At 63.6% G+C, this 25,350-nt stretch carries 19 protein-coding genes; 6 read left to right on the forward strand and 13 right to left on the reverse strand.

Annotated features, from left to right (window positions below; all coding sequences use genetic code 11):
* Nucleotides 1–45: 45 nt before the first annotated feature.
* From DSC91_RS07755 to DSC91_RS07775, 5 genes are all read right to left on the reverse strand, one after another.
* Nucleotides 46–1,011, reverse strand: coding sequence for a peptidoglycan DD-metalloendopeptidase family protein (locus DSC91_RS07755; protein ID WP_175171975.1), 966 nt, complete (start codon nt 1,009–1,011; stop codon nt 46–48).
* Nucleotides 1,012–1,687: 676 nt separating this feature from the next.
* Entirely contained in the window at nt 1,688–2,104 is a 417-nt protein-coding gene (locus tag DSC91_RS07760) for a hypothetical protein (RefSeq protein ID WP_115777587.1), read from the reverse strand.
* 280 nt (nt 2,105–2,384) lie between these two features.
* Complete coding sequence (locus DSC91_RS07765) at nt 2,385–3,671, reverse strand: cytochrome c (RefSeq protein WP_229758301.1); 1,287 nt, start codon at nt 3,669–3,671, stop codon at nt 2,385–2,387.
* Nucleotides 3,671–4,471, reverse strand: coding sequence for a (2Fe-2S)-binding protein (locus DSC91_RS07770; protein WP_115777589.1), 801 nt, complete (start codon nt 4,469–4,471; stop codon nt 3,671–3,673). Before DSC91_RS07770 ends, DSC91_RS07765 begins: the two co-directional genes overlap by 1 nt.
* Nucleotides 4,468–7,296, reverse strand: a complete 2,829-nt coding sequence (locus DSC91_RS07775) for a xanthine dehydrogenase family protein molybdopterin-binding subunit (protein WP_115777590.1) — start codon at nt 7,294–7,296, stop codon at nt 4,468–4,470. The genes DSC91_RS07770 and DSC91_RS07775 overlap by 4 nt, the downstream gene beginning before the upstream one ends.
* Before the next feature lie 787 nt (nt 7,297–8,083).
* Between DSC91_RS07775 and DSC91_RS07780 the strand changes: the two genes are divergently transcribed.
* Complete coding sequence (locus DSC91_RS07780) at nt 8,084–8,383, forward strand: hypothetical protein (protein ID WP_229758302.1); 300 nt, start codon at nt 8,084–8,086, stop codon at nt 8,381–8,383.
* Nucleotides 8,384–8,473: 90 nt separating this feature from the next.
* On the opposite strand, the gene DSC91_RS07785 is transcribed toward DSC91_RS07780, so the two are convergent.
* Nucleotides 8,474–9,646, reverse strand: a complete 1,173-nt coding sequence (locus tag DSC91_RS07785) for a porin (RefSeq protein WP_115777592.1) — start codon at nt 9,644–9,646, stop codon at nt 8,474–8,476.
* Nucleotides 9,647–10,193: 547 nt separating this feature from the next.
* Between DSC91_RS07785 and DSC91_RS07795 the strand changes: the two genes are divergently transcribed.
* Both DSC91_RS07795 and DSC91_RS07800 read left to right on the forward strand, forming a co-directional pair.
* A complete protein-coding gene (locus DSC91_RS07795; protein ID WP_115777594.1) occupies nt 10,194–11,303 on the forward strand; it encodes an OpgC domain-containing protein in 1,110 nt (369 codons plus the stop codon).
* 264 nt (nt 11,304–11,567) lie between these two features.
* Nucleotides 11,568–12,428 carry an alpha/beta hydrolase gene (locus DSC91_RS07800; RefSeq protein WP_115777595.1) on the forward strand — a complete coding sequence of 287 codons (861 nt, stop codon included), beginning with the start codon at nt 11,568–11,570 and terminating at the stop codon, nt 12,426–12,428.
* Between the two features lie 59 nt (nt 12,429–12,487).
* Here DSC91_RS07800 and DSC91_RS07805 read toward each other — a convergent pair whose 3' ends face one another.
* Entirely contained in the window at nt 12,488–13,570 is a 1,083-nt protein-coding gene (locus tag DSC91_RS07805; protein WP_115777596.1) for an AI-2E family transporter, read from the reverse strand.
* A gap of 345 nt (nt 13,571–13,915) precedes the next feature.
* Here DSC91_RS07805 and DSC91_RS07810 point away from each other — a divergent pair, with 345 nt between their 5' ends.
* On the forward strand, nt 13,916–14,200 hold the full coding sequence (locus DSC91_RS07810; protein ID WP_097397326.1) for a DUF3331 domain-containing protein: 285 nt from the start codon (nt 13,916–13,918) through the stop codon (nt 14,198–14,200).
* A 476-nt stretch (nt 14,201–14,676) separates the two neighbouring features.
* A complete protein-coding gene (locus tag DSC91_RS07815) occupies nt 14,677–17,238 on the forward strand; it encodes an adenosylcobalamin-dependent ribonucleoside-diphosphate reductase (RefSeq protein ID WP_115777597.1) in 2,562 nt (853 codons plus the stop codon).
* A gap of 42 nt (nt 17,239–17,280) precedes the next feature.
* Here DSC91_RS07815 and DSC91_RS07820 read toward each other — a convergent pair whose 3' ends face one another.
* Both DSC91_RS07820 and DSC91_RS07825 read right to left on the reverse strand, forming a co-directional pair.
* The gene (locus DSC91_RS07820; protein ID WP_115777598.1) at nt 17,281–18,600 is read right to left on the reverse strand and encodes a DUF3422 family protein; all 1,320 of its coding nucleotides are present in this window, start codon (nt 18,598–18,600) and stop codon (nt 17,281–17,283) included.
* Between the two features lie 54 nt (nt 18,601–18,654).
* Entirely contained in the window at nt 18,655–19,509 is an 855-nt protein-coding gene (locus tag DSC91_RS07825) for an alpha/beta fold hydrolase (RefSeq protein WP_115777599.1), read from the reverse strand.
* A 90-nt stretch (nt 19,510–19,599) separates the two neighbouring features.
* Here DSC91_RS07825 and DSC91_RS07830 point away from each other — a divergent pair, with 90 nt between their 5' ends.
* Entirely contained in the window at nt 19,600–20,451 is an 852-nt protein-coding gene (locus DSC91_RS07830; protein WP_175171977.1) for a LysR substrate-binding domain-containing protein, read from the forward strand.
* A gap of 71 nt (nt 20,452–20,522) precedes the next feature.
* Here the strand turns inward: DSC91_RS07830 and DSC91_RS07835 are convergent, their stop codons facing one another.
* Genes DSC91_RS07835 through nirD form a run of 4 tightly spaced genes read right to left on the reverse strand, consistent with a single transcriptional unit; the run spans nt 20,523 to nt 25,251 of the window.
* Nucleotides 20,523–20,777: a hypothetical protein gene (locus tag DSC91_RS07835; protein WP_115777600.1), complete on the reverse strand. Its 255-nt coding sequence runs from the start codon at nt 20,775–20,777 to the stop codon at nt 20,523–20,525.
* Between the two features lie 16 nt (nt 20,778–20,793).
* The gene (locus DSC91_RS07840) at nt 20,794–23,616 is read right to left on the reverse strand and encodes a nitrate reductase (protein WP_115777601.1); all 2,823 of its coding nucleotides are present in this window, start codon (nt 23,614–23,616) and stop codon (nt 20,794–20,796) included.
* 13 nt (nt 23,617–23,629) lie between these two features.
* Nucleotides 23,630–24,901, reverse strand: a complete 1,272-nt coding sequence (locus DSC91_RS07845; protein ID WP_115777602.1) for an NAD(P)/FAD-dependent oxidoreductase — start codon at nt 24,899–24,901, stop codon at nt 23,630–23,632.
* Entirely contained in the window at nt 24,898–25,251 is a 354-nt protein-coding gene (gene nirD, locus DSC91_RS07850; RefSeq protein ID WP_115777603.1) for a nitrite reductase small subunit NirD, read from the reverse strand. Before nirD ends, DSC91_RS07845 begins: the two co-directional genes overlap by 4 nt.
* Nucleotides 25,252–25,350: the final 99 nt, after the last annotated feature.

The raw sequence follows: 25,350 nt of genomic DNA on the forward strand, positions 1-25,350 counted from the left end.
CGACCTGTATCGGGCCTCTATCCGGACGGGCGGCTGACCGCGAACCTAGCCGCGGCCTTGCGGCAAATACGGCATCGGGTCGATCGGCTTGCCGTCGCGGCGCAACTCGAAGCCGACCGAGACGCGCGAGTTGTTCTCATCGCCCATCTCGGCAATCTGCTGACCTTGCCGCACGATGTCGCCGATTTTGACCAGCAGCTTGCGGTTATGCGAGTACGCGGTCAAAAAATCCTTGTTGTGCTGGACAATGATCAGACTGCCGTAGCTGTTCAGACCGGTGCCGGCGTACATCACCTTGCCGTCGGCGGCGGCCCGTACCGGATCGCCGGCCTTGCCGCCGATTTCGATGCCGCGTGTTTCGCCCGGCTGGAATGCTTCGATTACGCGGCCACCCGCAGGCCATGCCAGCGACACGCCGTTCGCATGCCGGGAAGTCTGCTGCGCGACTTCACGTGCTTCGGCGGCGCTGGGCGCGGGGGATGGCGTGGCGGGCTGCGCCGTTGCCTGCGACAGGCTTGCCGGCGACGCCTGCTGCGCGGCGAGCGGAACAGCCGGCGCGGACGCCGCCGCAGCCTTGGCAGCGGCGGCCGCCGCATTAGCTGCTGCATTGGCAGCATTCACCGCCCGCACTGTTTCCGGCGAGGCGACGTGCAGCACCTGCCCAAGCTTCAATCGCGAGGAGGGCTTGAGCCCATTCCACGCCTGCAACTGCCTGACACTGCAATGATGATGCTGCGCGATGCGCGCCAGCGTGTCGCCACGCTTGACGCGATACACCAACGGCGGCGACTTTTTAAGCGGCGCGCCGTCGTCGGCAGCCGGCTTGACCGAGGTGCCTGCGAGCGCATCGGAAGCCGGCGCTGCAGCCGCCGCCGGCACACCAGACGCAGCCGCTGCCGCGTCAGTCTGCCCGCCCTGCTGCCCCACATTCGCACAACCGCTAACCGCCAGCGCGACCCACACGCCAGCCAGACTGGCCATCATTGTTCTGTCGAAGCGCTTTCCCAACATGTTCGACTCCTGCTTTTTATTGGCGAGCCGGATGCTGCCCTGTCGCGTGCGATGCGCGCGTTCTGACGAAGCGCTGCTGTCTGTCGCGACACAGCGAGGCCGCCTCGTACGGCGCCCACCCGTGCCCTGCCGTCCAACCCAATCCCTTTCACGTCACCGGATGCCCCGGACGCCGGACGCCCGGACACAGACGCCCGGATGCCCGAAAACGGCCGATCTTCCGCGAAAAGGGCCAGATTGCCGATTAAAATTCACGCGGAATTGTAAAGTGCGTTTTGCAAAAAACGCCCCGGCCTACACAAACAGATACAAACCTTACGCACGGTGTTGCAGACACGGTTGCATGTGCAACCAGCCCGGCGCCGCATGTCCTCGAGCGGCCGCTGTTCCGTTCTGATCGGTTGCCGCCGCCCTGGCGGCATGACCCGGTGCATCAGGTCGCTCAGCGCTCGACGCGCGGTGCCGGCCTGACATCTCTAATCTCCAGTCTCTACCCGCCCGGCCGGAAGACCGCAGACGGCTGCCCGCCCGACGACCGGACGATAACGTTTGCTTTAACGGCAAAACGCCGTGAAAACTTGAATTGCCACTTGATGCGATGGCGCACGTGGATGGAGAAATGCGCCGCGAGGACGGACAGGCGTGCACCCGCCCGGCTCGCAGCGACCGGTCCGGCCTAACTGTAGGTGTGTCCTTGATACAGCACATAGCCGACCGGATGATGCGTGAAGTGCAGCACCGGCAGAACGGGGTTGTTGTTATCGGCGGTGGGATAGGCGCTCGCTTCGGCGATGTATTCGCCTTGCGCCTCGATCGGCTGCCCGACCTGCAGTCCGGGGATTTCCTGCGCGAGCCCTTCGCTGTCGCCGTAGCGCACGGCAACGAAGACTTCGGTGCCGACCAGGTTCTGCGTGCCGCCGTCGAACTTCACGACCTTGTCGATCCTGATGACGAATTGCTGGTGATTGGCGGTGTGGTGAAATTCCGGGCTGAGGAACACCTTGCTGATCGTGCCCTGCACGCAAGCCAGCGGCGCACCCAGCGAATGAGGGTCACTATGATGAGGAAGAATCTGCGTTGCGAGATGGCTCATGAAGTCTCCGTGAAGGGCATCGGATTGGTCTACGGCGAAACGTAAGGCGCGCGCTGGACGCAGCGGCGCGATATCGTTTGAGCAGACCATTACGCGTGAGTTCATCGCGTGTCGCTCACAAGCGACCCGACGATTCGACTTGCACAGACGTAAATCGTTGGCCTGACGGCCTGGCGGCTCACCGGCCAGCGCATAAAAAAAGCCGGTGCCCTGATCGGCACCGGCTCTTGCTTACATAACGATTAGCACGTCATCTTCAGCGCCCAATGCGTGGCAAGCTTCACCGCAAGGCTTGCACCGCATCGGCGGTCACGTCGGCGGGCTGGCCGCCATGCGTCGCTCGCAGATAGTTCGCGAGCTGCGCGAGTTCCGTGTCGCTGAGTTGCGTGGCGAAGCCCGGCATCTCCTGCATTCGCTCGAGACCCGGAAAATCCTGTGCGCCGATGCCGTCGAGCATCGCCACGATCAGGTTGTGCGCATCGCTTTGACGCACTGTCGAGTTGCCATGCATCGGCACCGCGACGTGCGGCTTGCCCTCGCCGCCGAGGCCGTGACAGCCGGCGCACACTGCGAGATACACATTGCGCCCCGCCTCGAGTTGCGCGGTATCGGCGGAGACCGATTGCAACGGTTGCGGCGCCGGTGCCTTGTCGCCGAGCAGATACGCCGACATCGCGCGCAAATCGTCATGCGTCATGGACTGACTGCTCAGATGCACGACCGGATACATCTCGCCGAAAGCCGAGCCTTGCGGCGCGATGCCGGTGGCGAAAAACATCTGCAGGTCCGCAGCCGTCCAGCCGCGCGCTGCCAAACCCTGTGGCGTGATGTCCGGTGCGGCGATCCGGCCGAGCGCCGCGCCCGTCAATGGCTTCGCACCGTCAAGCTGGCCGAACTTGCCACGCGGCGTATGGCATTCGGCGCAATGGCCGAGCGCGCTCACGAGATAGCGCCCGCGATTCCAGTCCGCGGAGGCCACGATGGAAGTCCCCGCCGAAGATTGCCCCTTCGATGCGTCCGGCAACGCGTCCGTCAGGAACATCCAGTTCCAGAAACGCACGCCAAAACGCATGTTGAACGGGAACGACAGCTCAGGTTCGTGGTTCGCCACGGCTGCCGGCTTCTGCGCCATCAGGTATGCGTAGATCGCGTCGCTATCCGCGCGCGAGAGCTGGCGATAGGAGGTGTACGGCATGGCCGGATACAACTGCTTCGTCGGCGCGACGCCGTCGTGCAGCGCCTTGTAGAGATCGTTCGCGCTCCAGTTGCCGATGCCGTGGTCCTTGTCCGGCGTGATGTTGGTGCCGTAGAAAGTGCCGAACGGCGAGGCCAGCTTCACGCCGCCGGCAAACGGTGCGCCGTCGGAGGTGGTGTGGCAGGCGGCGCAGTCGGCGGCTTTGACAAGGTAACGGCCGCGTGCGAGCGGATCGGCCGCGGTGGATTGCGGACCTGATGCGGCGGCGGCCTGCATCGCGGCAGCGGAGTCGTCGTGTTTGCCGCAGGCGCTCAGCACAACAGCCGCGCCGAGCAACAGCAGCGCGCGACGCACATTCATCGAGCGGTTCATCACGCGGCGCTCCCCTGGAGCACTTCCTTCGGGGCGTCCTTTACGAGGCCAGGCGTCGTCATCACGACGTCCTTCACGGCTTCGTAGTAGCGCACGTAGCCCGTGCAACGGCAGATATGGTCGTTCAGCGCCTCGGTGATGGTGTGCTCGACCTCGCCTCTGGCGACCGGCTGACGTTTCAGACGTTCGATCAGCACCGTCGCCGCATTGACGAAACCGGGCGTACAGTAGCCGCACTGAAAACTGAAGTGCTCGAGAAACTTCTGCTGGACCGGCGACAGTTCGACGACCTCGCCTGCTTCATTGCGCTTTGCGTGGCCTTCGATCGTGCGAATGGTTTTGCCGTGGAAGAAATTCGCGCCCGTGATGCAGGTGCGCACTTCTTCGCTGGTGCCGTCCGGCTTGTCGACGATCACGACGCACGCGTGGCAGATGCCCTGACCGCAGCCTAGTCGCGAGCCGGTCAGATGCAGATACTCGTGCAGAAAGTCGATCATCATCAGACCGGCAGGCACGTCGGTCGGGCCGACGATCTCGCCGTTCACCTTGACCGACACCGGCAGCGTACGGAAATGCGTCAACGGACGCTCGACCGCGGTTGCGGTTGGGGCGCTGGCCGATGCACCGGAAGCACCGGAAGCACCGGAAGCACCGGAAGCACCGGAAGCAGTATGAGCGACAGCAGCGCCCGTAGGACCAGAGGTCGCAGTAGTTGCGCCGGCAGCAGAGGCGCCGGAAACAGTACCCGAGGCAACGGCGGCGCTCGCGGCAACAGCGGAAGTTTGAGTGGGGGCCGTCATGCGAGCACCTCCTGAATACGTTGCGGGGTGACCGGCAGGTGGGTAAAGCGATGTCCGATTGCGTGCGCGATACCGTTCACGATGGCGCCGACCACCGGAATCATCACCACTTCGGCAATACCCTTCGGCGGATCGGTCTCGGTAAGCGGCGGCAGCACTTCGCCGGTCTGGGTCCAGACGGCGACGTCGGTAGCGCGCGGCAAGCGGTAGCGATTGAAGTTCCACGTGCCGTTGCCGGGACCGTCTTCATAGAGCGGCAGATACTCGTGCAGCGCATGGCCGATGCCCATCGCAAGGCCGCCTTGCAGCTGGCCCGATACGAGTTGCGGCGAAAGCTGATTGCCGCACTCCATGATCGAGTGATGCGCGAGCAGGTCCACCTCGCCGCTCGCTTCGTGCACCGACAGCTCGACCAGCGTGCCGACCGCGCTGTAGTACGTCACGGCCGCGTTGTTGCGCTGAACCGGCGGAATGAACACGCGCTGCCGATCGAGCACGCGGTAATGGTTCGGCGTGGTTTGCAGTTTCTTTTTATCGGCCGAAGCGTTGTCGCCATATCGAAGCGCAAGCCCATCGAGCGGCAAACGCTCGACATTGCCGTCGATCTCGAAGTCCGACTCGGTCCATTGCCAGCGATTGAACACGTGCACCGTCGCACCGGTGACCAGACCCAACTCGTGCGCCTTCTTCGCGAGCTGCTCGAACGACAGCGCTTCGAGCCCCGCGGCGGACAGCTTGCCGTCGACCCAGCGCGCGTCCTCCATGCGCACCACCAGCGGCGCGGCTTGACCACCGCCGCCGCCCTGGCTCCAGATCGCCATCGCCGCCGGCCACAAGCCGTGCGCGAAAACCACGCGTGCCGCTTCGCGCGTGCTGTGCGTGAAGTAGAACGCGGAATTCGTCGCACTCGACGGCGACGCGTAACCCGGCGACCAGCGCGGATTCGCGGCCAGCTTGTCCTGGTCCGCCTGCGACATCATGTACGGATCGCCGCTCGTGACAACCGGCAGATCGGGCCAATCGGTGATCGCGACATGCACGTCGGTGGCCGGCTTGCCAAGCCACTTCGCGACCGCGATCGCCTGCGAGGTCGACATGCCGGTGCCGATCTCGGCCGCCGTGTGTTGCAAGCCGATCTTGCCGTCGGCGCTGAACTCGACCTTTGCAAACGAGGTTTCCGCCCCCGTGCCGAAGTCCTTCTGCACACACGCAAAACCGACGCCATAGCGCTTGCCTGGATGCGCGGCTTCGAACTCGGCTTTACGCTTCGCGCGATTCACCCATAGCGGATGCACCTTCGCTTTCTGCAACACGTCGTCGACACGAATCGCGCCCGCGGGCACCGCGCCCTGCGTGTTCTTCATGCCCGAACGCAGCGCGTTTTTGAGTCGGAAGTCGATCGGATCGAGATTCAGTTGTGCGGCGATTTCGTCGACCATCATCTCGGTCGCGGCCATGCTCTGCAGCGTGCCGTAGCCGCGTGCGGAACCGGCGTCGACCGCACGCGAGGCGATCGCCACCGCCGAAAGATCGTTCTTCGGGAAGTAGTAAATCGATTGCGCGGCCGTCGCGCCGACCATCGCCACCGACGGCGAGAAGTTGCAGCGACCGCCACCGTCCGCTTCCATCGCGGCCTTGAACGATTGCATCAGACCGGTGTTCCTGTCGACGGCGATCCGGTAGTTCATCCTGAACGCATGGCGTTTCAGCGACGTCTGGAACTGCTCGTAGCGATCGTTCGCAAGACGCACGGGGCGGCCATCCGCATTCATCGCGCAGACGAGGCCGTAGAACGGCACATTGAAGTGGTCCTTCGAACCGTAGCCCACCGTGTAACACGGGTGAATGAACAGATTCTTCACCGGGAACGCGCACTTCGCGACCATGCCGGCGGCGCTGTCGGCAACTTCGGACGGCGCCTGGGTCGGCACGACCATATGCAGCGATTGCGTCGCCGCGTCGTACCAGCAGTTCGCGTTGTCGGGTTCGAGCGCGGCCGTGTCGATCGACTGCGTGCTGTACTCGCGCTCCATGACGAGCCAGTCCGCCGACGGATGGTCCAGCTCCTGCTGGATCTGGCCGGCGTGGAACATGCCCTGCTCGTCGAGCTTGCCGTGTTCGACGCCATCCGGCCACACCGGCTGATGCTTGCGCATCATGCTCGGGAACACCGGCGCGTCTTTCAGGCTGGAGAAGATGTCGTCGTCATACGGCGTCTTGCCGCCGACGCGCACGAAGCGGAACGTGCCCCACGGATCGCGCTCTAGCGGCCCAGTTTGTGCACCATAACGGATGATCTGATCCTGGAACTTGAGCTTGTCTTTAGCGAAGCGGAAGCGCGCGAAGTCGTGATAGATCAGGATCGCGACCGCCTGGCCGAGATACGCGGGCGTCTTGCCAGGCGGCAGCAGCATGTCGGCGCCGTAGAAGGCCGGGAAGACCAGGCCGTCGCGCGTCAGATCGGCTGCCGTGACGACACGGTCGGGCCTCAGTTCGTCGCCGAGCAGCGCCAGGTCGAAACCTTCGTAGCTGCGGTCGGCTTGCGTCGTGCGCAGGATGAAGGCGTGCGACTGCTGCTGCGGCCAGTGCGGCATGTCGGCGGCGCGAATGTCGCGCGCGAACACTTTCGAGCCGGTCACTTTGGCAATCCCGTCGATGCGGAATTTCGCCTGGCCGTTGGCCGCGTCCCACTGAACCGGCGTCAGGATTTTCTCTTCGAACAACGCAGCGAATGCGCGGCTGCCCATCGGCGCGATATACACCGACACACCCGCCAATACGCTGGCCTTCAGAAAACTGCGACGCGAAAGGTCGAGTTTCCCCATGGACTTCTCCTTTAGTGAACACAACGGCAACTCGTGGACAGGACGGCTGCGGAAAGCCAGTCAAAAGCCCGTGGAAAACCTCACGCTTCGCGCGCCGCGCGCGATTGCGCACGCGGAAACGCTGAACGGCTTTCACCACGAGGGAGGTGTTCGATCCGCGGGCGCTTGTGTCCACCCGGGCGTACCGGCGACGTGCGGCGGCCATCGGTTCCGCTACCGCAGTCGATCTGATTTACCTTGAACTGCCGTGAGTTGCCTTTTCCCCTGCCCTACAGAGGACAAGGGCCGCGATTATCGCGCTGTTTGGACACCCGGTGCGTCATTTTTTGTCAGCTATCTCGCAAATAACGGACTGGGTATGAGTCGTTGTGGTGACGGGTTTACAGCGCTTTTTTAGCCTGTTTCGCGAGTCGATTACGACCGCTCTTTTTCTCGAGAAGCGCGTTGACTCATTTCAAGTCCGCCGTGGCAGGCATGAACGCTTACGCGGCAAGCGCCCTGCTCCCGCTACGGCTGCTTTGCCGGCGACCTGACCGCACGCCAGGCATTTCGGACCGGTCCCACATGACGTTGGGAAAAGGACGATATGTTGAGGAACGTCAAAAAAATATCCTTACGGGTCCGTTTGAAACCTGCCTGCCTCGCTGTCGTTGTCGCTGTCAAAGCAGTGCAAGTCCTTAAACGGGACAACCCATTCCGTCAGTATATTTTTTTACTTCGCCAGCTTGATAAAGCCGGCGAATGATTTGAGGTTTAAGTGGATTCTCTTAATTCAGCGAACAGATTCATGGGTGGCTTCTTTTTCGGCGCCCTGATCGCTGTAGTCGTGATGGTATTGCTGTGCAATGCCGGTGAATTTTCGCCGTTTATCGCGAAACTGCATGCCTTGGAACAGGTCGTCCTGACCGTGCTCATTTCAATCGTTATCGTCGATGCAAAACCGTTGGCCTATAAGACCATCTGGCGTGAACGCCGCTGCAGCTTCGTCCTCGATGAAGATCTGAGCGCGACCCTTCGCGGCAGAACCTTCGGCATTCCCGCCGGCGTGGTAATCGGCATTCTGATTCAGAACTACGTGATGAACTGATAAACCGATTTCCCGCCACGCGCAGAAACGCTTTCCATCACTCCGGCCACTGCGGTCATCATTCAGTCCGTCACCGGCACGCCCTGCCCGCTAGAACTTATGCCGTATCGCGGCGCGCACCACGACCTGCTTCGACGTCGATGACGGCGACTGGGTGCCCGGCGTAAAGGCATCATCCAGAATCGAATAGGTTGGGTCGCCGGTTACCTGCTGATATTCGCCCTGAATGTACACGTCGGTGCGTTTGGACAGGTTGTAGTCCGCCATCAAGCCGAACGAATGAATCTTCGGCTTCACGCCGCCGCTCGAGGCATCGTAGGTTTCCATGGTGTACACGTACTGCGCGCCGACGAACAGCATCGGCGAAATCTGATACTTGCCGTTCACCTCGAAGTTCTGATACTTGAGCGAGTTCAACAGCACGCCCGGCGGCACGAGCGGCGTCACGCCGAGATAGCCATTGCCGGTCGGGTCCAGATAGTTCGAGTTGGTGTAAACGAAGCCGGCAGTGGCTGGGCCGAAGGTATACGTGATGCCGCCGCCGAACACGCGCATGCGGGCGGCGATGAAGCTGGCGTCGTTCGCGGTGATCGCGCCGTTTGAACCGTTGCCGGGGTTGTCGGCCTGCAGGTACGCCGCGGCCACCAGCAGCCCGCCATACGTGTACTGCCCGCCGAAACTGTACGCGCGATTGTTGGCGAAGCCGGTGTCGTTGCTGAAGCTGTAGACGCCGCCGAACTGGAAGCCCGAGATCGATGGACTGGTGTACTTGACGCTGTTGTCGAGACGAAATGAGTTGTCGGTGTTGTCGTTATCGTACGGGTGGGAGAACAGCGAACCGGCCCAGTTGCCGTTGGCCGTGGTCGGCGCCAGATAGTCGACCACCGAGTCGTACTGGCGTCCGAAGGTCAGCGTGCCGTATGGCTGCGAACTCAAGCCCACGAACGCCTGGCGGCCGAACATCCGGCCGCCCTGGTTTAGCCGACCGGAACTGACGTCGAAGCCGTTTTCCAGCTGGAAGATCGCTTTCAGGCCGCCGCCCAGTTCCTCGGCGCCCCGCAGGCCCCAGCGGCTGCCTTGTGCAAAGCCGCTCGCAAGCTCATAGACATGGCCGCGGCCGACATTATTGGTGTAGTTGATGCCTTCATCGAGTACGCCGTACAGCGTCACGCTCGTCTGGGCACAGGCAGGCAGGGAGAAAATCGCTAACGAAGTGGCGGACAAAGCGGTGGAGACAGCCAGCGCGAACACTTGCTTGTTCATGATGATCTCCCTGAGCTCGAGTAATGGGACAACTCGATCCGACCGCTTTCTTTTTAACGCTTCTCGAGGCGTTTATTGACCCCGGCGCGCTTTGAAGAAATCCTCACACGCCGTTACGCCGCCGTCCATCGGGTGTCGCGCGCATGGCTAAAAACGTTGCGAAATCTCCACTGCGTCGTGCGGCCCCTTTTTTCGCGGCGCTTATTCAGGTAAACGGCGCCGCGCCACCGGGACTTAAGCGAGTTGCCGCATTGGCCGCGCCGGCCCTGCGCGTTTCGATGCGGCTTCGTCATGGAAGGAAATATAATTGAAAGCTTTTGCGGCGCTGCAGCGGAACTCTCCGCCCTCAAACGGGTCATTTTTACTGGCCTGGGCAGCCGCGCCTCGCATGGCCGGCTCGCGCGGCACACGGATGGCCGCCCGCGGGTCGCGCATCCGCGGGGCGGCCGCATGCCGCAACCCCTGATCCAATTTCAAAAAGCTTTGTGAGACGCCTGCCGCGCTGAACCAGCGCGCCGTCGCACGGGGCTGCTTTTGGCACCACACAATGCAAATGTCGCAATCCCGCTTGATCGAGCTCGATTTTTTTCGCGGGCTGGTCCTCCTGATCATCGTCGTCGATCACATCGGCGGCAGCATTCTGTCGCGCGTTACGCTGCATGCCTATGCGCTGTGCGATGCGGCTGAGGTCTTCGTGTTCCTCGGCGGCTTCGCCACCGCAACGGCCTATGCGGCGCTCGCCGAACGGCGTAACGAAGCGAGCGCGCGCAGCCGCTTCCTGCGACGCTCGCTCGAGATCTATCGCGCGTTCCTCATCACAGCCGGCTTGATGCTGCTGGTCAGCGCGGTGCTGACCGCGTTCAGTATCGACGGCCCCAATCTGGCCACTACCGATCTCGACGATCTGATGGACACCCCCGTGGCCGCCCTGCGCGACATCCTGCTATTCCGCCGTCAGCCGTATCTCGCTTCCGTGTTGCCGATGTACGCGTTCTTCGCGCTGCTGGTGCCGATGATCCTGCCGCTCGCGCGCAGCAAGCCATGGCTGCTGCTGGCCGGCAGCGTCGCGCTGTGGGCAGGCGCGCCGGCGATCGACGCCTACCTGCCCGCCGCGCCGGACATGCACTGGGACTTCAACCCGTTTGCCTGGCAGTTGCTGTTCGTGCTCGGCGTGCTGGCACGCTGCCAGCCGGTTTATCAGCGGATCAGCGCGCACCGTTTCGGCTGGCTGGTCAGCTTGCTTGCGCTTGCCGTGGTTGCCGCCGCGGCTTACTACAAGCTCTTCATTGAACGCGAGCCGCTCGATGCAAGCTTCAAGCAAAACCTCTCCTATCTGCGCGCGGTCAATTTTCTTGCGATTGCCTGGCTTGTCGCGAACCTGATCCAGCTCGGCTGGGCAAGGAAGTTCGCTCAATGGATGCCGTGGGTCGGCATGATCGGCCGCAAAGGGCTGCTGTGTTTCATCGCGGGCGCCGTGATTTCGCTGGTCGTCGATTCCGTGCTGTATGCCGCGACCGACGGCTATCTGAACTATCCCCTCGGGCTGGTGGCGGACGCGTGTGCGGTCGGCGCGCTGTTCGGCGTCGCCAGGGCGTCTGACCCGCTCAGGCGCTTCGCAACGCACCTCTGGAACTTGCGTCTCAGAACGTCGCCCTGAGCGGGCGGCGTGCACGAACGAACGAACGAACGAACGAGCTTTTAGGGTATTGCCGTTTGCGATTCGTTGCCTGCCGTTTGTCGATTATGTGGCGGACGAATTTCCACGACGCCTCTTGCCGCTTACGTGCCCGACGAATTGCCGCGTTGCCGTTTGCCGCTTACCTGCCCAACGAATTACCACGACGCCGCTTGCCATTTTCCACTGCCGATGCTGATAGCATGACGGCCGCGCGCGACCTGCGCTGCGGCCTCCTACTCTGACATGCGTCTATTCCTACATTCCGCACTCCTCGCGCTGTGCGCCGCTGTCGGCGCGCCGGCGAGCGCCAGTACCGTCGTCAGCCGAAGCTTTCATTCCGAAGCGCTCGGCCGTGACTGGGCGTACACGATCTATCTGCCGACCGGCTATCGCCATGACGCCGCGCGCCTTCCCGTACTCTACCTCCTGCACGGCAACAACGGCGACGCCAACGACTGGCTCACGCAGGGCCATCTGCAAGCCACCGCCGACGCACTGATCGAGCACAAGGAGATGCCGCCGGTCGTGATCGTGATGCCGCAAGGCGGCACGGACTGGTATGTCGATCGCAAGGAGAAGATAGAGACCGCGTTCTTCGGCGACCTGCTGCCCGAGATCGAAACGCGCTACGCGGTCGCGACGCAGCGTGGCGGGCGGATGATCGGCGGCGTATCGATGGGCGGTTTCGGCGCGTTGCGCTACGCCATGACGCGACCGGAACTCTTTTGCGGCGCGCTCCTGCTGAGCCCCGCGATCTATGCGAACGAGCCTCCGCTCGCTTCGGCGGCACGCCGCGTCGGGGTGTTCGGCGACCGGCAGTTCGATCCGCACGTCTGGCATGCGCTCAACTATCCGGCGCAATGGGAGCGCTACATGAGCCAGCCGTATCGCCTGCCGATGTTCATCGCCGCCGGCGACGACGACCTGGCGATCCAGGCCGATGCGTCATCGCTTTACACGCATCTTCGGCTGGCGGGAAATCCGGCGGCGCTGCGCATCGTCGACGGCGGCCACACCTGGGATGTCTGGAGCGCGCTGCTGCCCGCCGCGCTGAAATACACGCTGGGCTGCGTCAAACAGTCGGCGCGCGATCAGGAAAAGTAGATCGGGACAAATAAGCCGGCGAATCAGCAGTCCCGATTGCACCGGCGCATTGCGTGCAACTATTGCACGAGATCGGTCCACAGCACCATCAGCACGGTCATGAGCGCCGGGCCGATGAAGAGGCCGAGCAAACCGAACGTCTCCGCCCCGCCGAGAATGCCGAATAGCACCAGCAGGAAGGGCAATCGCGTCGAGTTGCCGATCAGCACCGGCCGCACGAAATGTTCGGCGACGAACACCACGACCGAACCGAACACCGCAAGCCCGACAGCCCCGGCAACCGAACCTTGCGAGAACAGCCACAAGGCCGCGAGACCGAACGTGAGCGGTGCGCAGAACGGCAGCATCGCGGCGATCGCCGTAACGAACGCGAGCAGCGCGACGTGCGGCAAACCGGTCACGCAATAGGCGACGCCCAGCAACACGCCTTCGCCGAGTCCGACCACCACCAGTCCCGACACCGTGCCGCGTACGGCCGCGGCCATGCGTTCGAGCAACTGCGCGCCGTCATCGCCGAAGCCGCGCCGCGCGCCTTTCATCAACGCGCCGGACAGACGCGGCCCCGCCTGAAAGATCACGAACAGCGTGATCAGCATGAACGCGAACACCATCACGCCGTGCGCGGCGCGCGCACCGAAGTGGCGGCCGAGCGTCATCACCGTGGTGCTGTGCAAGCCTTTCATGGCCGCCGAATCGCGCAGCGGCTGAGCGAGATTGGCCTGCCACCAGGCTGAAATCTGTTGCACGCCGAACGGCAAGCGCTGGATGACGTCCGGCATCGGAATACCGTTTTCCTGCGCGGCCTTGAACCACTCATTCATGTCGTGGGCTTCGCGCAGCGCCTGGGCAATGCCGATACCCACCGGCAGGACCACCAGCAACGCGATTGCAAGGGTTAGCGCCACGGCGATCAGCGTCGTGCGGCCAGTGAGCCAGCTGCTGCCTTCCGCTTTCTGCAAAAGCGGCCACAGCGCGATCGCAATGACGCTCGCCCAGGCCACCACCGCAATGAAATCGCGCACCACCCACAACGCCAGCAACACGAGAGCGATGGTCAGGACGAGTGAAGCCGTTTTCTGCTTTCTCAGGCAATCAGGCGGTGTCGGCGAATCGGGTGGCGCTACGGGGGGGCGTGAAATCATGTGGGCTCTTGAGATCGTGTGGATATGCGCGCGTGACGACCGGAAAAATGCAAACCCGCTACACTTGCGTCGCACGGTTGCTCATCAATAGCGACATCTTAAAGGAAGCACCGGCGCCCTCCGCCGGCGGCATGCGCGTCGCGCTCAGTACAACACTGCGTTGCAAAAATCCACGCTATCGCAAATTCACATCGCATATATCCCGCAAAGCCCTGTGGTTTCAGGTAAGCGTGAATGTCAAGTTTCATTGTTGCTATTTGGGGAACAGTGTTTCAACCGCCGCACAATGGCTATCCGGCGCGCACGGGACTACATTCGGCAAACCACAATACGGAGCCGACGATGATGACCTTAGAGTCCATCCCCCTTGACGGAACCAATGGCGTACGCATCGAGATTCTCGAGCGCTCCGACACCACGCTGGTGATCCGCTGGGTTGAACCGGGGCGCTGTCATTATGGCGAGCAGCGTTGGCGGCGGCGCTCGGCGCATACGTCGGGAACATGCGCGGTGACACGGCGCAAGATTCGCCGCGGCGACGCGGTGTTCAAACCGGCTGAACGGCCGGCGCCTTCGAATGCTTCGGCAATGATCTGTGCCGAAGTGTTGGGCGAACTGGCTGAAGCCTGACGCTTTTACCTCGACGGTACGTGGCTGCCGTGCGCTTGCGGCATGCGGTTGCGGCGCTTACGGCGCCTGTCGTCGCAGGCCTCCCGCCTGATTGATGGGTGCAGTTTCTCCACCTCGCTGCCCGCTTTTCGCCCGCTTCCAGCCTGCCTTTCACCTGCTTTTCAGCTACTTTTCACCCGTTTCTCGCCCGCGCCCGTTTCTCGTCCACTTCTCGTCCGCTCTCCGACACGCCCGGCGCCGCTCGTCAATTCACTGCCTGCATGTCCATAACGGCCACGGCCGAAGGCCGCCGGCACTGGCGGACAGCCACGCTGCGGCCTCGCCTCCAAAAGCCGGATTGCGGCCCTTGGTCACGTGCGTTAAGGTGATCTCCGTTGCGCCTGGTCACCACACCCGCCAGACGCGCACGGTTAAATGAACGTCCTCACCCATTCGAACACGCCGCGGCCCGTCCGCGGCAAACGAGAGGCGACACCATGGCAGAAGACACGCACGACACCCGCGCCGCAGCGGTTTCTCCCGCCCCGCTAGTTGCACCGCAACAATTCTCTCTGGACGTCCTGCTCGAGAAATATGCGAAAGGCGACGAGCAATCGGCCGACGACGTGTTCCAGCGCGTCGCCCGCGGCGTCGCCCAGGCGGAACCGGAAGCCCTGCGCGAATCGGTGGAAGCGCTGTTTGCCGACAACCTGCGGCACGGCGCGCTCGGCGCCGGGCGCATCATGAGCGCGGCGGGCACGGGCATCGCCGCCACGCTTATCAACTGCTTCGTGCAGCCGGTCGGCGACGCGATCCAAGGCGTCGACGAACAGGGCCTGCCGGGCATCTACGTGGCGCTGCTGCAAGCCGCCGAAACGATGCGCCGCGGCGGCGGCGTCGGCTACAACTTCTCCGCCATCCGGCCCAAGGGCGCCCGCGTTCATACCACCAGTTCGTCGGCGTCCGGACCGTGCAGCTATATGGACGTGTTCGACGCCTCGTGCCGGACTGTCGAAAGCGCCGGCTCGCGGCGCGGCGCGCAAATGGCCGTGCTCGACTGCAATCATCCCGATCTGATCGAGTTCATCGAGGCAAAACATTCGAAGGGCCGCTGGAACAACTTCAATGTGTCGGTAGGCGTCACCGACGAATTCATGCGCGCTGTCGAAGAAGATCAGCCCTGGCAACTCGTGCACCACGCGGAGCCGTCGCCGGCGCTGCGCGCGGCAGGCGATGTGCGGCAACGCGAGGACGGCCTGTGGGTCTACAGCGAAAGGCCGGCCCGCGAGATCTGGGACCGCATCATGCGCTCCACGTACGACGTCGCCGAGCCCGGCATCGTGTTCATCTCGCGCATGAACGAGGACAACAATCTACGCGCCGTCGAAACCATCCGCGCCACCAACCCGTGCGGCGAACAACCGCTGCCGGCCTATGGCTGCTGCAACCTCGGACCGTTGAACCTCACGCGTTTCGTGCTCGATCCGTTCGCGCAAACGAAAGGCCGCAAGCCTTCGTTCGACTGGGACGGTCTCGCCAAACGCACCCGCATCCAGGTGCGCTTTCTCGACGACGTGCTCGACGTCACGCTATGGCCGCTGCAGCAGCAATACGACGAGTCGCGCGCCAAGCGGCGCATCGGCGTGGGCTTCACCGGCCTCGGCGATACGCTGGTAATGCTTGGCCTGCGCTACAACTCGCAGGAAGGCCGCGACTTCGCGGTGCGCATCGCCCGGTTGATGCGCGACGAGGCCTATCGGGCATCGGTGGAGCTGGCGCGCGAGCGCGGCGCGTTTGAGTTGTTCGACGCCGGACGTTATCTGGACGCCGGCACCTTCGCCTCCCGCCTGCCCGACGACATCAAGGATGCAATCCGCCGCGACGGCATCCGCAACAGCCACCTGCTGTCGATCGCGCCGACGGGCACCGTCAGCCTCGCGTTCGCGGACAACGCGTCGAACGGCATCGAGCCGGCCTTCTCGTGGACCTACACGCGCATGAAGGTGATGGCCGACGGGGGCCGTGAATCGTTCGACGTCGAAGACTACGCGTATCGCCTTTATCGCGAGCTCGGCGGCGATGTGAACAACTTGCCGGACTACTTCGTCAGCGCACTCGAAATGTCGGCCCGCGACCACCTCGACATGATGGCCGCCGTGCAGCCGTACGTGGACACGTCGATCTCGAAGACCGTGAACGTGCCCGCGGACTATCCGTTCGATGCGTTCGAAAGCCTCTACTTCGACGCGTGGAAAAACGGTCTCAAGGGTCTCGCCACCTACCGTCCGAATGAAACGCTCGGCGCGGTGCTGAGCGTGAGCGCGCCGCAAGCGGACGACACGCTGGCCGAAACCGATCAGGATCCGCTGCGGATCGCGATCGATCATCGGCCGAAGGGCGAGTTGCCGGCGATCATCGAAAAAGTCGAATACCTCACGCAAGCCGGCAAGAAATCGCTTTACGTAGCCGTGTCGTTTATCGAAGTGACGGGACGCCTGGGCGGTGACGAGGTCACGATCGAACGCCCTATCGAGTTCTTCATTCCGACCGGGCAGCGCGACGAATCTCAGCAATGGATCACGGCGACGATGCGTTCGCTGTCGCTCGCGGCACGCGGCGGTTTTGTCGCGCGCAACCTGCAGGATATGCGCAAGGTGTCGTGGGATCGCGGGCAGGTGCGGCTCGGCGAAGTGCAGCGTCTGGACGGCCATCGCACGCCGCGCTGGCACGATTCAGAAGTGGCGGCGCTCGCTTTTGCAATCCAGCAGATTCTGCATCGTCGCGGTTTTCTCGACGCCGAAGGCAACCAGGTGCCGTCGCGCATGCTGGCGCGTTTGCCTCGCGGTCAGATGAAGGCCGAGACGGCGTTGCCGGCGGATTTCGGCATCCGTCCGCATCCTGGTGACGCTGATGAGACAACGCTGACGCAATCCGGTGGCGCGCTCGGGCTGCACACCATGCTCGGACGCAAATGCGGCTCCTGCGGTGCGAACGCTGTGATTCGCAAGGATGGCTGCGATTTCTGCACGGCGTGTGGCGAAGTCGGCGCGTGCGGGTAAGCGGCAACCGGGAGCCGGTGGAGTCCCCACCAAACAGGGAGTTCAGTCGCAAACCCCGGCACCCGGACTCCCGGATCGCCGGGACGTCGGCCATTCCGATCGGGGCGCCGCGTGTCTTCCTTTGCTGCGCCGGATTGTGCGCATGACCAGCAGGACGACCGGGACGATCAGGAGCCCTTCGGCCAGTTCCGGATCGAGTGGAAAATGGAGGGTATGAAGGGCCTTGAATCCGGCCGACGCCAAGGAAAGCACATAGTACGAGATGGCGGCGACAGACAGGCCCTCGACCGCATGTTGCAACCTCAACTGGCTTTGTGCGGTCTGATTCATGCCTTCCAGCAAGCGGGTCGTGTCTTCTTCCTGTGCCAGATTGACGCGCGTGCGCAGCAGATCGACCGCCCTTGCCACCCGTCCGGCGAATTGTTCGTGGCGCGCCCAGACGGTCTTGCACGTCTCCATCGCGGGGGCGAAGCGCCGCTCCATGAATTCGGCGATGGTCGGCACGCCTTCGATGCGCTCTTCGCGCAGCTCCTGAATGCGGGCAAGGACGAGTTTTTCATAAGCGCGCGAGGCGCTGAAGCGCCCGCTCGAGCCCGCCAGCGACTCGATGCGCACGGCAAGATGCGTGAGGCGCACCAGCAGTTCGGCATCGTTGCGGCGCCCCTGGCTCGTGTCCATGCTGTGCATCAACGGCTGAAGCGCCGACTGCAGTTCGTCGAGACTTCTGCCCAGTTCGCGGGCAACCGGCAGCGCCAGCAAAGCCATCATCCGGTATGTCTCGATCTCGTAGAGTCGCTGCAGAAGACGTCCGCCCTGCTCCTCCCGAAAGTCGTCGTCGATCACCAGAAATCGCGAGAAGCCGTCGGGCCGCACGCTCCAGTCGCAGTAAACCTGCCCGCCTCCCAGCACCTTGCTGCCCACCAGAACGGGACCGTCGATCCACTGCCGCACGCTCTGGCGTGCCGCGCCGGTCGAGTCGCCCGACACGAGTTCCATGCGGATCGCGACGAACCGCTTGCCTTCAAAACCGCGAAACCATTCGGATGGAATATGGGCCGACGGCAGATCGGAGAAGTAGTCCGCGTCATGACGTTGCGCGACAAACGTGAAGGTGGAGAATTCCGTGTGCCGCTCCCACTTCAACTGCTTCTCCTCATTCCACCGCGCCGAGTAATGCGTCGTTCCGTCGGCGGGAATCGCGAGACCTGTCAGCCTGCACAGCGATCGAAGCAGCGCTTCGTGAACGGAAGGATCGCCGTCGGCATAGATGGCAAAGTGCGCGAGCGCCACCGAACCGCCAATCCGCAGAAACGGCCGGGCGTGCAATTCGCCCGCGAGGCTGGCGCGCAGGAAATGATCCATGGTTATTCTTCTTTCTGATTTCTGATGGTTGTGCGCGTTGCCCGAAAATCAGTATTACCAGGAACTTACAAAGGCATGGACAAGCCGGTTGAATACCCCGGGCTTCGCGACGTTCATCCCATGCGATGCGCCCGCAATGGTTTGTTTTTCCGCGTGGTCGACCCAATCCGCGAGCTTGTCGACGTTGTTGCGAAACATGCGCGGGCTCTTTTCGCCTTCGATCAGCAACGTCCGGCACTGCACGTCACGCGCTGCGTCACGTGAGTACGCCGGCAACGGATCGCGAAACTGCTTCGGCAGCGTGGCGGCATTGTCGATCGCCATGGTGCGAAAACCGGCGGGACTCTTGCGCCAGAAGCCGGGCATGCTCACCGAGTCGACGAAGAGTTCCAGTCCGGCGTCGATCGCACCGCTTTCAATCAAATCGGCGACTTTGGCGCGAAGGACGTTGGTCGCAGGCGGCAGCGAGGCTTCCGGCATCCCGTCGATCTGCAACGGGCCGCCCGGATCGGCAAGCGTCAGCGTTTTCACGAGGCGTGGATACTCCCGCGCCACGTGGAATGCGACGCATCCTCCGCGCGAGTGCCCCACCAGATGAACCGGCCCGAGGTTCATGGCCGCGATGAACTCGGCGAGTTCCGCGACATGCGTCTTCCAGCCAAATTCCCCTTGAATGCAGGCATCGTCCGCCGGCCAGTAGTGGCTAAGGCTGACCGAAATACAGAGGAAATGCTTCGACAGAAAATCGGTTTGACTGCTCCAGTAGCGGTAATCGCACAGCGATCCGTGCACGAAGACCAGTGGCTCTCCCGAACCGCTGATCACATAGGGCACGCAGATGCCGGAGGGCACGGTGGCAAAGCACAGCTCCGGGACTGAAAGTACTGAAGGGTCGGTTCGCGCGTTCATACATGAGGCTCCTTTCCAGCACTATGCACGACGCGTCGATCTAAGAAAATCGCGTAATATTGATGGTATCCATCGATTTATCTGATACCAATGAAAGCACTGGATCTGGACGTTCTGACAATGATCGTGGCCGTGGCCGACACGGGGAACATCAGTCGCGCGGCGGAAATCGTCCATCGCTCGCAATCGGCGGTGAGCATGCAGATCAAGACCCTCGAAACCGCGCTCGGCAAGCCGCTTTTCGTGCGCAAGCCAAGAAGCGTGATCCCGACGCAAGATGGCGAAGTGTTGTTGACGTTCGCGCGGCGCATGCTCGCCCTGCGCGATGAAGCGTGGGCGGCGGTGGTCCGGCCCGACGTAACCGGCCGGGTCGTCATCGGTGTGCCCGACGACTACGCCTCGTCACTGCTGCCGTCGATCCTCAAGAAATTTTCCGCGACCTACCCGAAGGTCGAGATTCAGGTCGTCGGACTGCCGAGCGTGGCGCTCGCGCCCATGGTGAAGGACGGCTCGGTCGACCTGGTCTGCGGGACGCGCGTCAAGGGCCTATCCGGCGAATTCATCCGGCTCGAACCGATGGTCTGGGCCGCGGCGCCCAGCGCGCACGACATCTGGCGCGAGCGGCCGCTGCCGATTGCCGTGTTCCTGCCGGGCAGCGTCGCCCGGGAAAACGCGATCCGCAGTCTTGAACAGGCGAAGATCACCTACCGGACCTCGTACGAGAGCCCGAGCCTGATGGGCCTGCTCAGCATGGTCGAAGCAGGACTCGCGGTGGCGCCGCTCGCGCAATGCGCGGTTCCTGCTCATCTGACCTTGCTCGGCCACGCGCAGGGCTTGCCCGAAATCGCCGCGCTGGAGCTAATACTCGCGCGGAGTGCCAAATCGAAGCGGCCGCCATGCGACTTTCTCGCCGAAAAGATCATGTCGGAACTGCGGCGTTAGTCGCACCGCGCGGCGTGTCGAAACCGCGCCCTTCCAACGCAAACGCAAACGCCAAGGCCAAGGCCAACGCATCAATAGCGATGCGAGCGTGGCGCGCCAGGGTGCACCGCGCCCACGGCTGCGCCCGGCTTGCGGGTGCGGCGCCGCGCACGGTCGTGCCGCCCCCGTTCGCTCAAATGTGAGGCGCGAGGACTCGCCGTATGTCGCAGATGCCCTTCTCCGACACCTTCTGAACCTGACGGCGTGACGTTGCCGTCGTCATGGCGAGCGAACACAGTGTCGCCGGTTTTGATCACGGCCAGCATGGTTTTGAGTCTCTTCATCATGAAGCGTCAATCTCCTTCAAGCTGTGCTCAACCTTTCCAGTTCGGTGTCGACCAACAGCTTCTTCAGTTCCGGCACGCAGGATCCGCAGTTGCCGCCGGCCTTCAGGCACGCGGTGATTTCCGCCGCGGTCTTTAGCCCGTGCTCCCGGATCGCCGCGCAGATCGTATTGCGTCCCACGCCGAAACACGAGCAGACCGTGGGTCCCGTATCGACACCCTTGCCAATCGGCTGCCCGACCAGCAGACCGGCACGGTCCTCGTCGTCGAGCCTGTTCTTCCCGAACAGGCCCGCGAGCCAGGTACGCGACGGCAACGGCAACTCGGAGCGCGCCGATACGAAGATGCAACTCTCGATACGCTCGTCGACCAGATGCACGGCGCGATAGATTCCCGCCGTCCTGTCCTCGTATTCCAGCCAGTCGGCGTGCGGATCGTCGATGCCGAATAGCGCCTGCGCCCAGTTGCCGTGATCGGTGAGCGGCTTGCGCCCCGCGAGTTCGTAGCGCACGAACTGCGTGCCGTGGACGCGCGTCCAGTAGGTCATGCCGTCCAGCACCGGAGCGTGACGGCTCAACGAGAAGCCGTGCCAGGCGACGTCGAACCTGTCGATGCGAACCGGCGTGTGCTTGAACTCGGGCTCCCCGGAGACCGGATCGACCTCGGGATTCACCACCGCGCCGACACGCGCGTCGGACGCCACCTGATCGTTCCAGTGAATCGGCACGAACACGCTGCCTCGCGACATGCCGCCGCCATGCTGCACACGTGCGACCATCGTGCCCCACCGGCTCGACACACGCGCGAGTTCACCTTCCCGCACGCCGCACGACAGCGCGTCCTGCGGATGCAAATCGACGAAGGCTTCCGTCACGTGGCCGGCGAGCTTCTCCGACTTGCCCGTGCGGGTCATCGTGTGCCATTGGTCGCGTACCCGGCCGGTATTGAGCGTCAGCGGATACTCGTCGTCCGGCGCGTGGACCGGCGCGCGCGGCGGGGTCGCGACGAACCGCGCCTTGCCGTCCGCGTGCGCATAGCGGCGATCGCCGAAGAGTCGCGCGGTCCCGCGCTGCTCCGCGCCATTCGCCGCCGGCACCGGCCACTGGATCGGCTGCAGCGCGTCGTAGCGCTCGGGGCCGAGCGCGACGAGCCCACCCAGATTGAACACGCGCGGCACACCGCCTTCGGTGTGTCCGTTATTCATCTTTCCCAGGCTGCCCGTGGCCTCGCCACCGTTGCCCGGCTCGTTACGATAGGCACTCAGCCGTGCATGCTCGTCGAAGATCTCATGCGGCGCCGAAAAATCGAAGCCGGCATACCCCATGCGCTGTGCGACGTCGCAGATGATCCGCCAGTCCGCGCGCGCTTCGCCCGGTGCCGGCAGGAACGCTCGCTGGCGCGAAATCCTGCGCTCGGAGTTGGTGACGGTGCCGTCTTTCTCGCCCCAGCCGAGCGCCGGCAGCAGGACGTGGGCAAACGCATTGGTATCCGTGTTTTCGACAATGTCGGAGCTGACGACGAGCTCGCAACGCGCGAGCGCGCGCTTCGCCTGATCGCCATCGGGCAGGCTCACAACCGGGTTCGTGCCCATGATCCAGACAGCCTTGATGCGGCCCGTCTCGATCGCCTCGAACAACTCGACTGCCTTGAGTCCCGGCCGTTCCGCGATGGCGGGCGAGCCCCAGAAGGTCTGCACGAGCTCGCGATGACGCGGATTGTCGAGTTCCAGATGTGCCGCCAGCGTGTTCGCGAGGCCGCCCACTTCACGCCCGCCCATCGCGTTCGGCTGTCCGGTGAACGAGAACGGCCCCATCCCCGGCTTGCCGATGCGGCCTGTCAGCAGATGGCAATTGATGATGCTGTTGACCTTGTCGGTGCCGGAGGTCGACTGGTTCACGCCTTGGGAATAGACCGTCACGACCCGCTCGGTCCGCGCGAAGAGCCGGTAGAACTCGAGCAGATCGTGCGGGTCGAGCTTGCAGGCCTTCGCGCACTGCGCGAGGTCGAAGCCGTTCGCCGAGTCGGTTGAAGCGGCATCGAGTGCCTGGGCGTAGCCGGTCGTATGCGCATCGACGAAACCTGCATCGGTCGTGTCGTGTTCCGCGAGAAAACTGAGCAGTCCGTTGAACAGTCGAACGTCGGTGCCCGCCTTCAGCGGCAGATGCAGGTCGGCCATCTCGCAGGTCGCGGTGTAGCGCGGGTCGATCACGACGACCTTCACATCGGGCCGCGTTTCCTTGATCCTGACGATCCGCTGGAACAGGATCGGATGGCACCACGCCGTGTTCGATCCGACCAGCACGACCAGGTCCGCGAGCTCGAGGTCCTCGTAGCACACCGGCACGAGGTCTTCGCCGAACGCACGCTTGTGCCCCGCGACCGACGACGACATGCACAGGCGCGAATTGGTGTCGATGTTCGCGCTGCCGACATAGCCCTTCATCAGCTTGTTGGCGGCGTAGTAGTCCTCCGTCAGCAGTTGCCCCGAGACGTAGAGCGCGACGGCATCCGGGCCGTGCTGATCGATGATCCGGCGAAAACCGCCGGCAACCGTGTCGAGCGCATCGTTCCACGACACGTTGCGCAATTCACCGCTGCCCGGATCGCGCAGCCTGGGATGCAGCAGGCGTCCATCGAGCCCGACCGTTTCGCCGAGCGCCGAGCCTTTCACGCACAAGCGGCCGGCATTTGCCGGATGGCGATCGTCGCCGGCAATGTCGGCCTGGCCGTCCGGGCGTGGCGTCGCGAGTACACCGCAGCCGACGCCGCAATAGGGACAGGTGGTTCGGACCGCGTCACGACTGGCGTCGGGCGGACTGGCAATGACGATGGGAAGACTCACGTTCGATTCCGGTTCAGGCGGGCTGCGCCTCGCACAGGGCTTTGCCGAACAACAGCCGGCTGCGCAACGGCGCGATGTCGGTCCGGTTCTGGATCAGTTCGAAGTACCAGGCGCCGTCCTTGACGTCGCCGTACAGGACCGCGCCGATCACCCGGCTACCCTCGATCACGAGGCGCTTGTAGATGCCGCGTCGCGGATCGCGCAACACGAGATCTTCGCTATCCGGGCCGCCGACGAAATCGCCGGCGGAATACAGGTCGACGCCGGTAACTTTCAGCTTGGTCGCCGTCGCGCGCTGCACGTAGCGGCGGTGACCGGCACCGGCCAGATGCGCGCCGCAAACACGCGCCTGATCCCAGATCGGCGCGACGAGACCGAAGGTCGCCGTGCGGTGCTGCACGCATTCGCCGACGGCGTAGACGCGCGGATCGTAGGTCTGCAAGGTGTCGTCGACGACGATCGCGCGTTCGCAGTGCAAGCCCGCCTGCTTCGCGAGCTCGATATTCGGGCGCACCCCGGCCGTCATGACAACCAGGTCGGCGGGAATCTCCATGCCGTCGTCAAACCGTACCGCGGTGACACGCTCCGGCCCGACGATTTCGGCAGTGCGCGCCTTCATCAGGAAACGCAAACCCCTGCGCTCCAGCGTCTGCAGCAGCAGGGCCGACGCGCTCCTGTCGAGCTGGCGGTCCATCAGGCTGTCGGTGTCGTGCACGACGGTCACCGACATGCCCTGGCGCATGAGCCCGTTCGCCGCCTCCAGCCCAAGGAGACCGCCGCCGATGATCACGGCGTGGCGGTGACTGCGCGCAGCCGCGAGCATCGTTTCGACGTCCTGGATGTCGCGAAACGCGATCACCCCAGGCAACTGATGACCCGGCACCGGAATCAGGAATGGCTTGGAGCCGGTTGCGATCAGCAGCCGGTCGTAGCCCACCTCGATGCCGCTTTGCGAGCGCACGATGCGGCGCTTGCGGTCAATCGCGGCCACCGGGTCGCCCGCATGCAGCCGGATACCCTTGTCCGCATACCAGTCGCGCGTATTGAGGATGATCTCGTCGACGCGCTTCTCGCCCGCGAGCACCGGCGACAGCAGGATGCGGTTGTAGTTGCCGTACGGCTCGGCGCCGAACACGGTGATGTCGTAGAGATCCGGCGCGAGCTTCAGCAGCTCCTCGACCGTGCGCATGCCGGCCATGCCGTTGCCGACCACCACCAGACGCGGGCGGGAAGGCGCGATGAGCGATGCGCCTCCCGAGCCCGGCGCGGCGTGCTCATGTCTCATGCCGCGACCCACACCTTACCGCTCTCGATGCGCACCGGATACGCGTTGACGGAATTCTCGGGCGCCTCGAGGCATTCGCCGGTGCGCAGATCGAAATGATGCTTGTAGATCGGCGAGGCCACCACGATGCGCTCGCCGAGGCTGCCGATCAGCCCGCGCGAGAGCACCGCCGCCTGCGAACCCGGATCGAAGTTGTCGATCGCGTAGATGCCCGCTTCCGCGTCGCCGGTGGTCACGTGAAATACCGCAACCTGCTCGCCGTTGACAAGCGCGCACACGCCGGTATTCGGAACGATGTCGTCGAGCGCGCACACGGGCATCCAGGATTGCGGAAGTCGATCGTTGTTCATGCTGAATTCCTCAAGGTTGGTGGGGCGGAGGGCCATGCGGTCTCTGCGACCACGGAGTTTTCGTCCGGCAAATAAAAAGGCGTCCCGCGGAACCAGTCA

It is taken from the genome of Paraburkholderia caffeinilytica (assembly GCF_003368325.1).
Taxonomy (GTDB): domain Bacteria; phylum Pseudomonadota; class Gammaproteobacteria; order Burkholderiales; family Burkholderiaceae; genus Paraburkholderia; species Paraburkholderia caffeinilytica.

Excerpts from the sequence above, each read along its gene's own strand:
- DSC91_RS07835 (WP_115777600.1), bottom strand. The coding sequence starts at position 20,777 with ATGATGAAGAGACTCAAAACCATGCTGGCCGTGATCAAAACCGGCGAC.
- DSC91_RS07795 (WP_115777594.1), top strand. The coding sequence starts at position 10,194 with ATGCAAATGTCGCAATCCCGCTTGATCGAGCTCGATTTTTTTCGCGGG.
- DSC91_RS07755 (WP_175171975.1), bottom strand. The coding sequence starts at position 1,011 with ATGTTGGGAAAGCGCTTCGACAGAACAATGATGGCCAGTCTGGCTGGC.
- DSC91_RS07845 (WP_115777602.1), bottom strand. The coding sequence starts at position 24,901 with ATGAGACATGAGCACGCCGCGCCGGGCTCGGGAGGCGCATCGCTCATC.
- DSC91_RS07780 (WP_229758302.1), top strand. The coding sequence starts at position 8,084 with ATGGGTGGCTTCTTTTTCGGCGCCCTGATCGCTGTAGTCGTGATGGTA.
- nirD (WP_115777603.1), bottom strand. The coding sequence starts at position 25,251 with ATGAACAACGATCGACTTCCGCAATCCTGGATGCCCGTGTGCGCGCTC.
- DSC91_RS07760 (WP_115777587.1), bottom strand. The coding sequence starts at position 2,104 with ATGAGCCATCTCGCAACGCAGATTCTTCCTCATCATAGTGACCCTCAT.
- DSC91_RS07785 (WP_115777592.1), bottom strand. The coding sequence starts at position 9,646 with ATGAACAAGCAAGTGTTCGCGCTGGCTGTCTCCACCGCTTTGTCCGCC.
- DSC91_RS07765 (WP_229758301.1), bottom strand. The coding sequence starts at position 3,671 with ATGAACCGCTCGATGAATGTGCGTCGCGCGCTGCTGTTGCTCGGCGCG.
- DSC91_RS07830 (WP_175171977.1), top strand. The coding sequence starts at position 19,600 with ATGAAAGCACTGGATCTGGACGTTCTGACAATGATCGTGGCCGTGGCC.
- DSC91_RS07775 (WP_115777590.1), bottom strand. The coding sequence starts at position 7,296 with ATGGGGAAACTCGACCTTTCGCGTCGCAGTTTTCTGAAGGCCAGCGTA.
- DSC91_RS07805 (WP_115777596.1), bottom strand. The coding sequence starts at position 13,570 with ATGATTTCACGCCCCCCCGTAGCGCCACCCGATTCGCCGACACCGCCT.
- DSC91_RS07810 (WP_097397326.1), top strand. The coding sequence starts at position 13,916 with ATGACCTTAGAGTCCATCCCCCTTGACGGAACCAATGGCGTACGCATC.
- DSC91_RS07770 (WP_115777589.1), bottom strand. The coding sequence starts at position 4,471 with ATGACGGCCCCCACTCAAACTTCCGCTGTTGCCGCGAGCGCCGCCGTT.
- DSC91_RS07800 (WP_115777595.1), top strand. The coding sequence starts at position 11,568 with ATGCGTCTATTCCTACATTCCGCACTCCTCGCGCTGTGCGCCGCTGTC.
- DSC91_RS07820 (WP_115777598.1), bottom strand. The coding sequence starts at position 18,600 with ATGGATCATTTCCTGCGCGCCAGCCTCGCGGGCGAATTGCACGCCCGG.
- DSC91_RS07825 (WP_115777599.1), bottom strand. The coding sequence starts at position 19,509 with ATGAACGCGCGAACCGACCCTTCAGTACTTTCAGTCCCGGAGCTGTGC.
- DSC91_RS07815 (WP_115777597.1), top strand. The coding sequence starts at position 14,677 with ATGGCAGAAGACACGCACGACACCCGCGCCGCAGCGGTTTCTCCCGCC.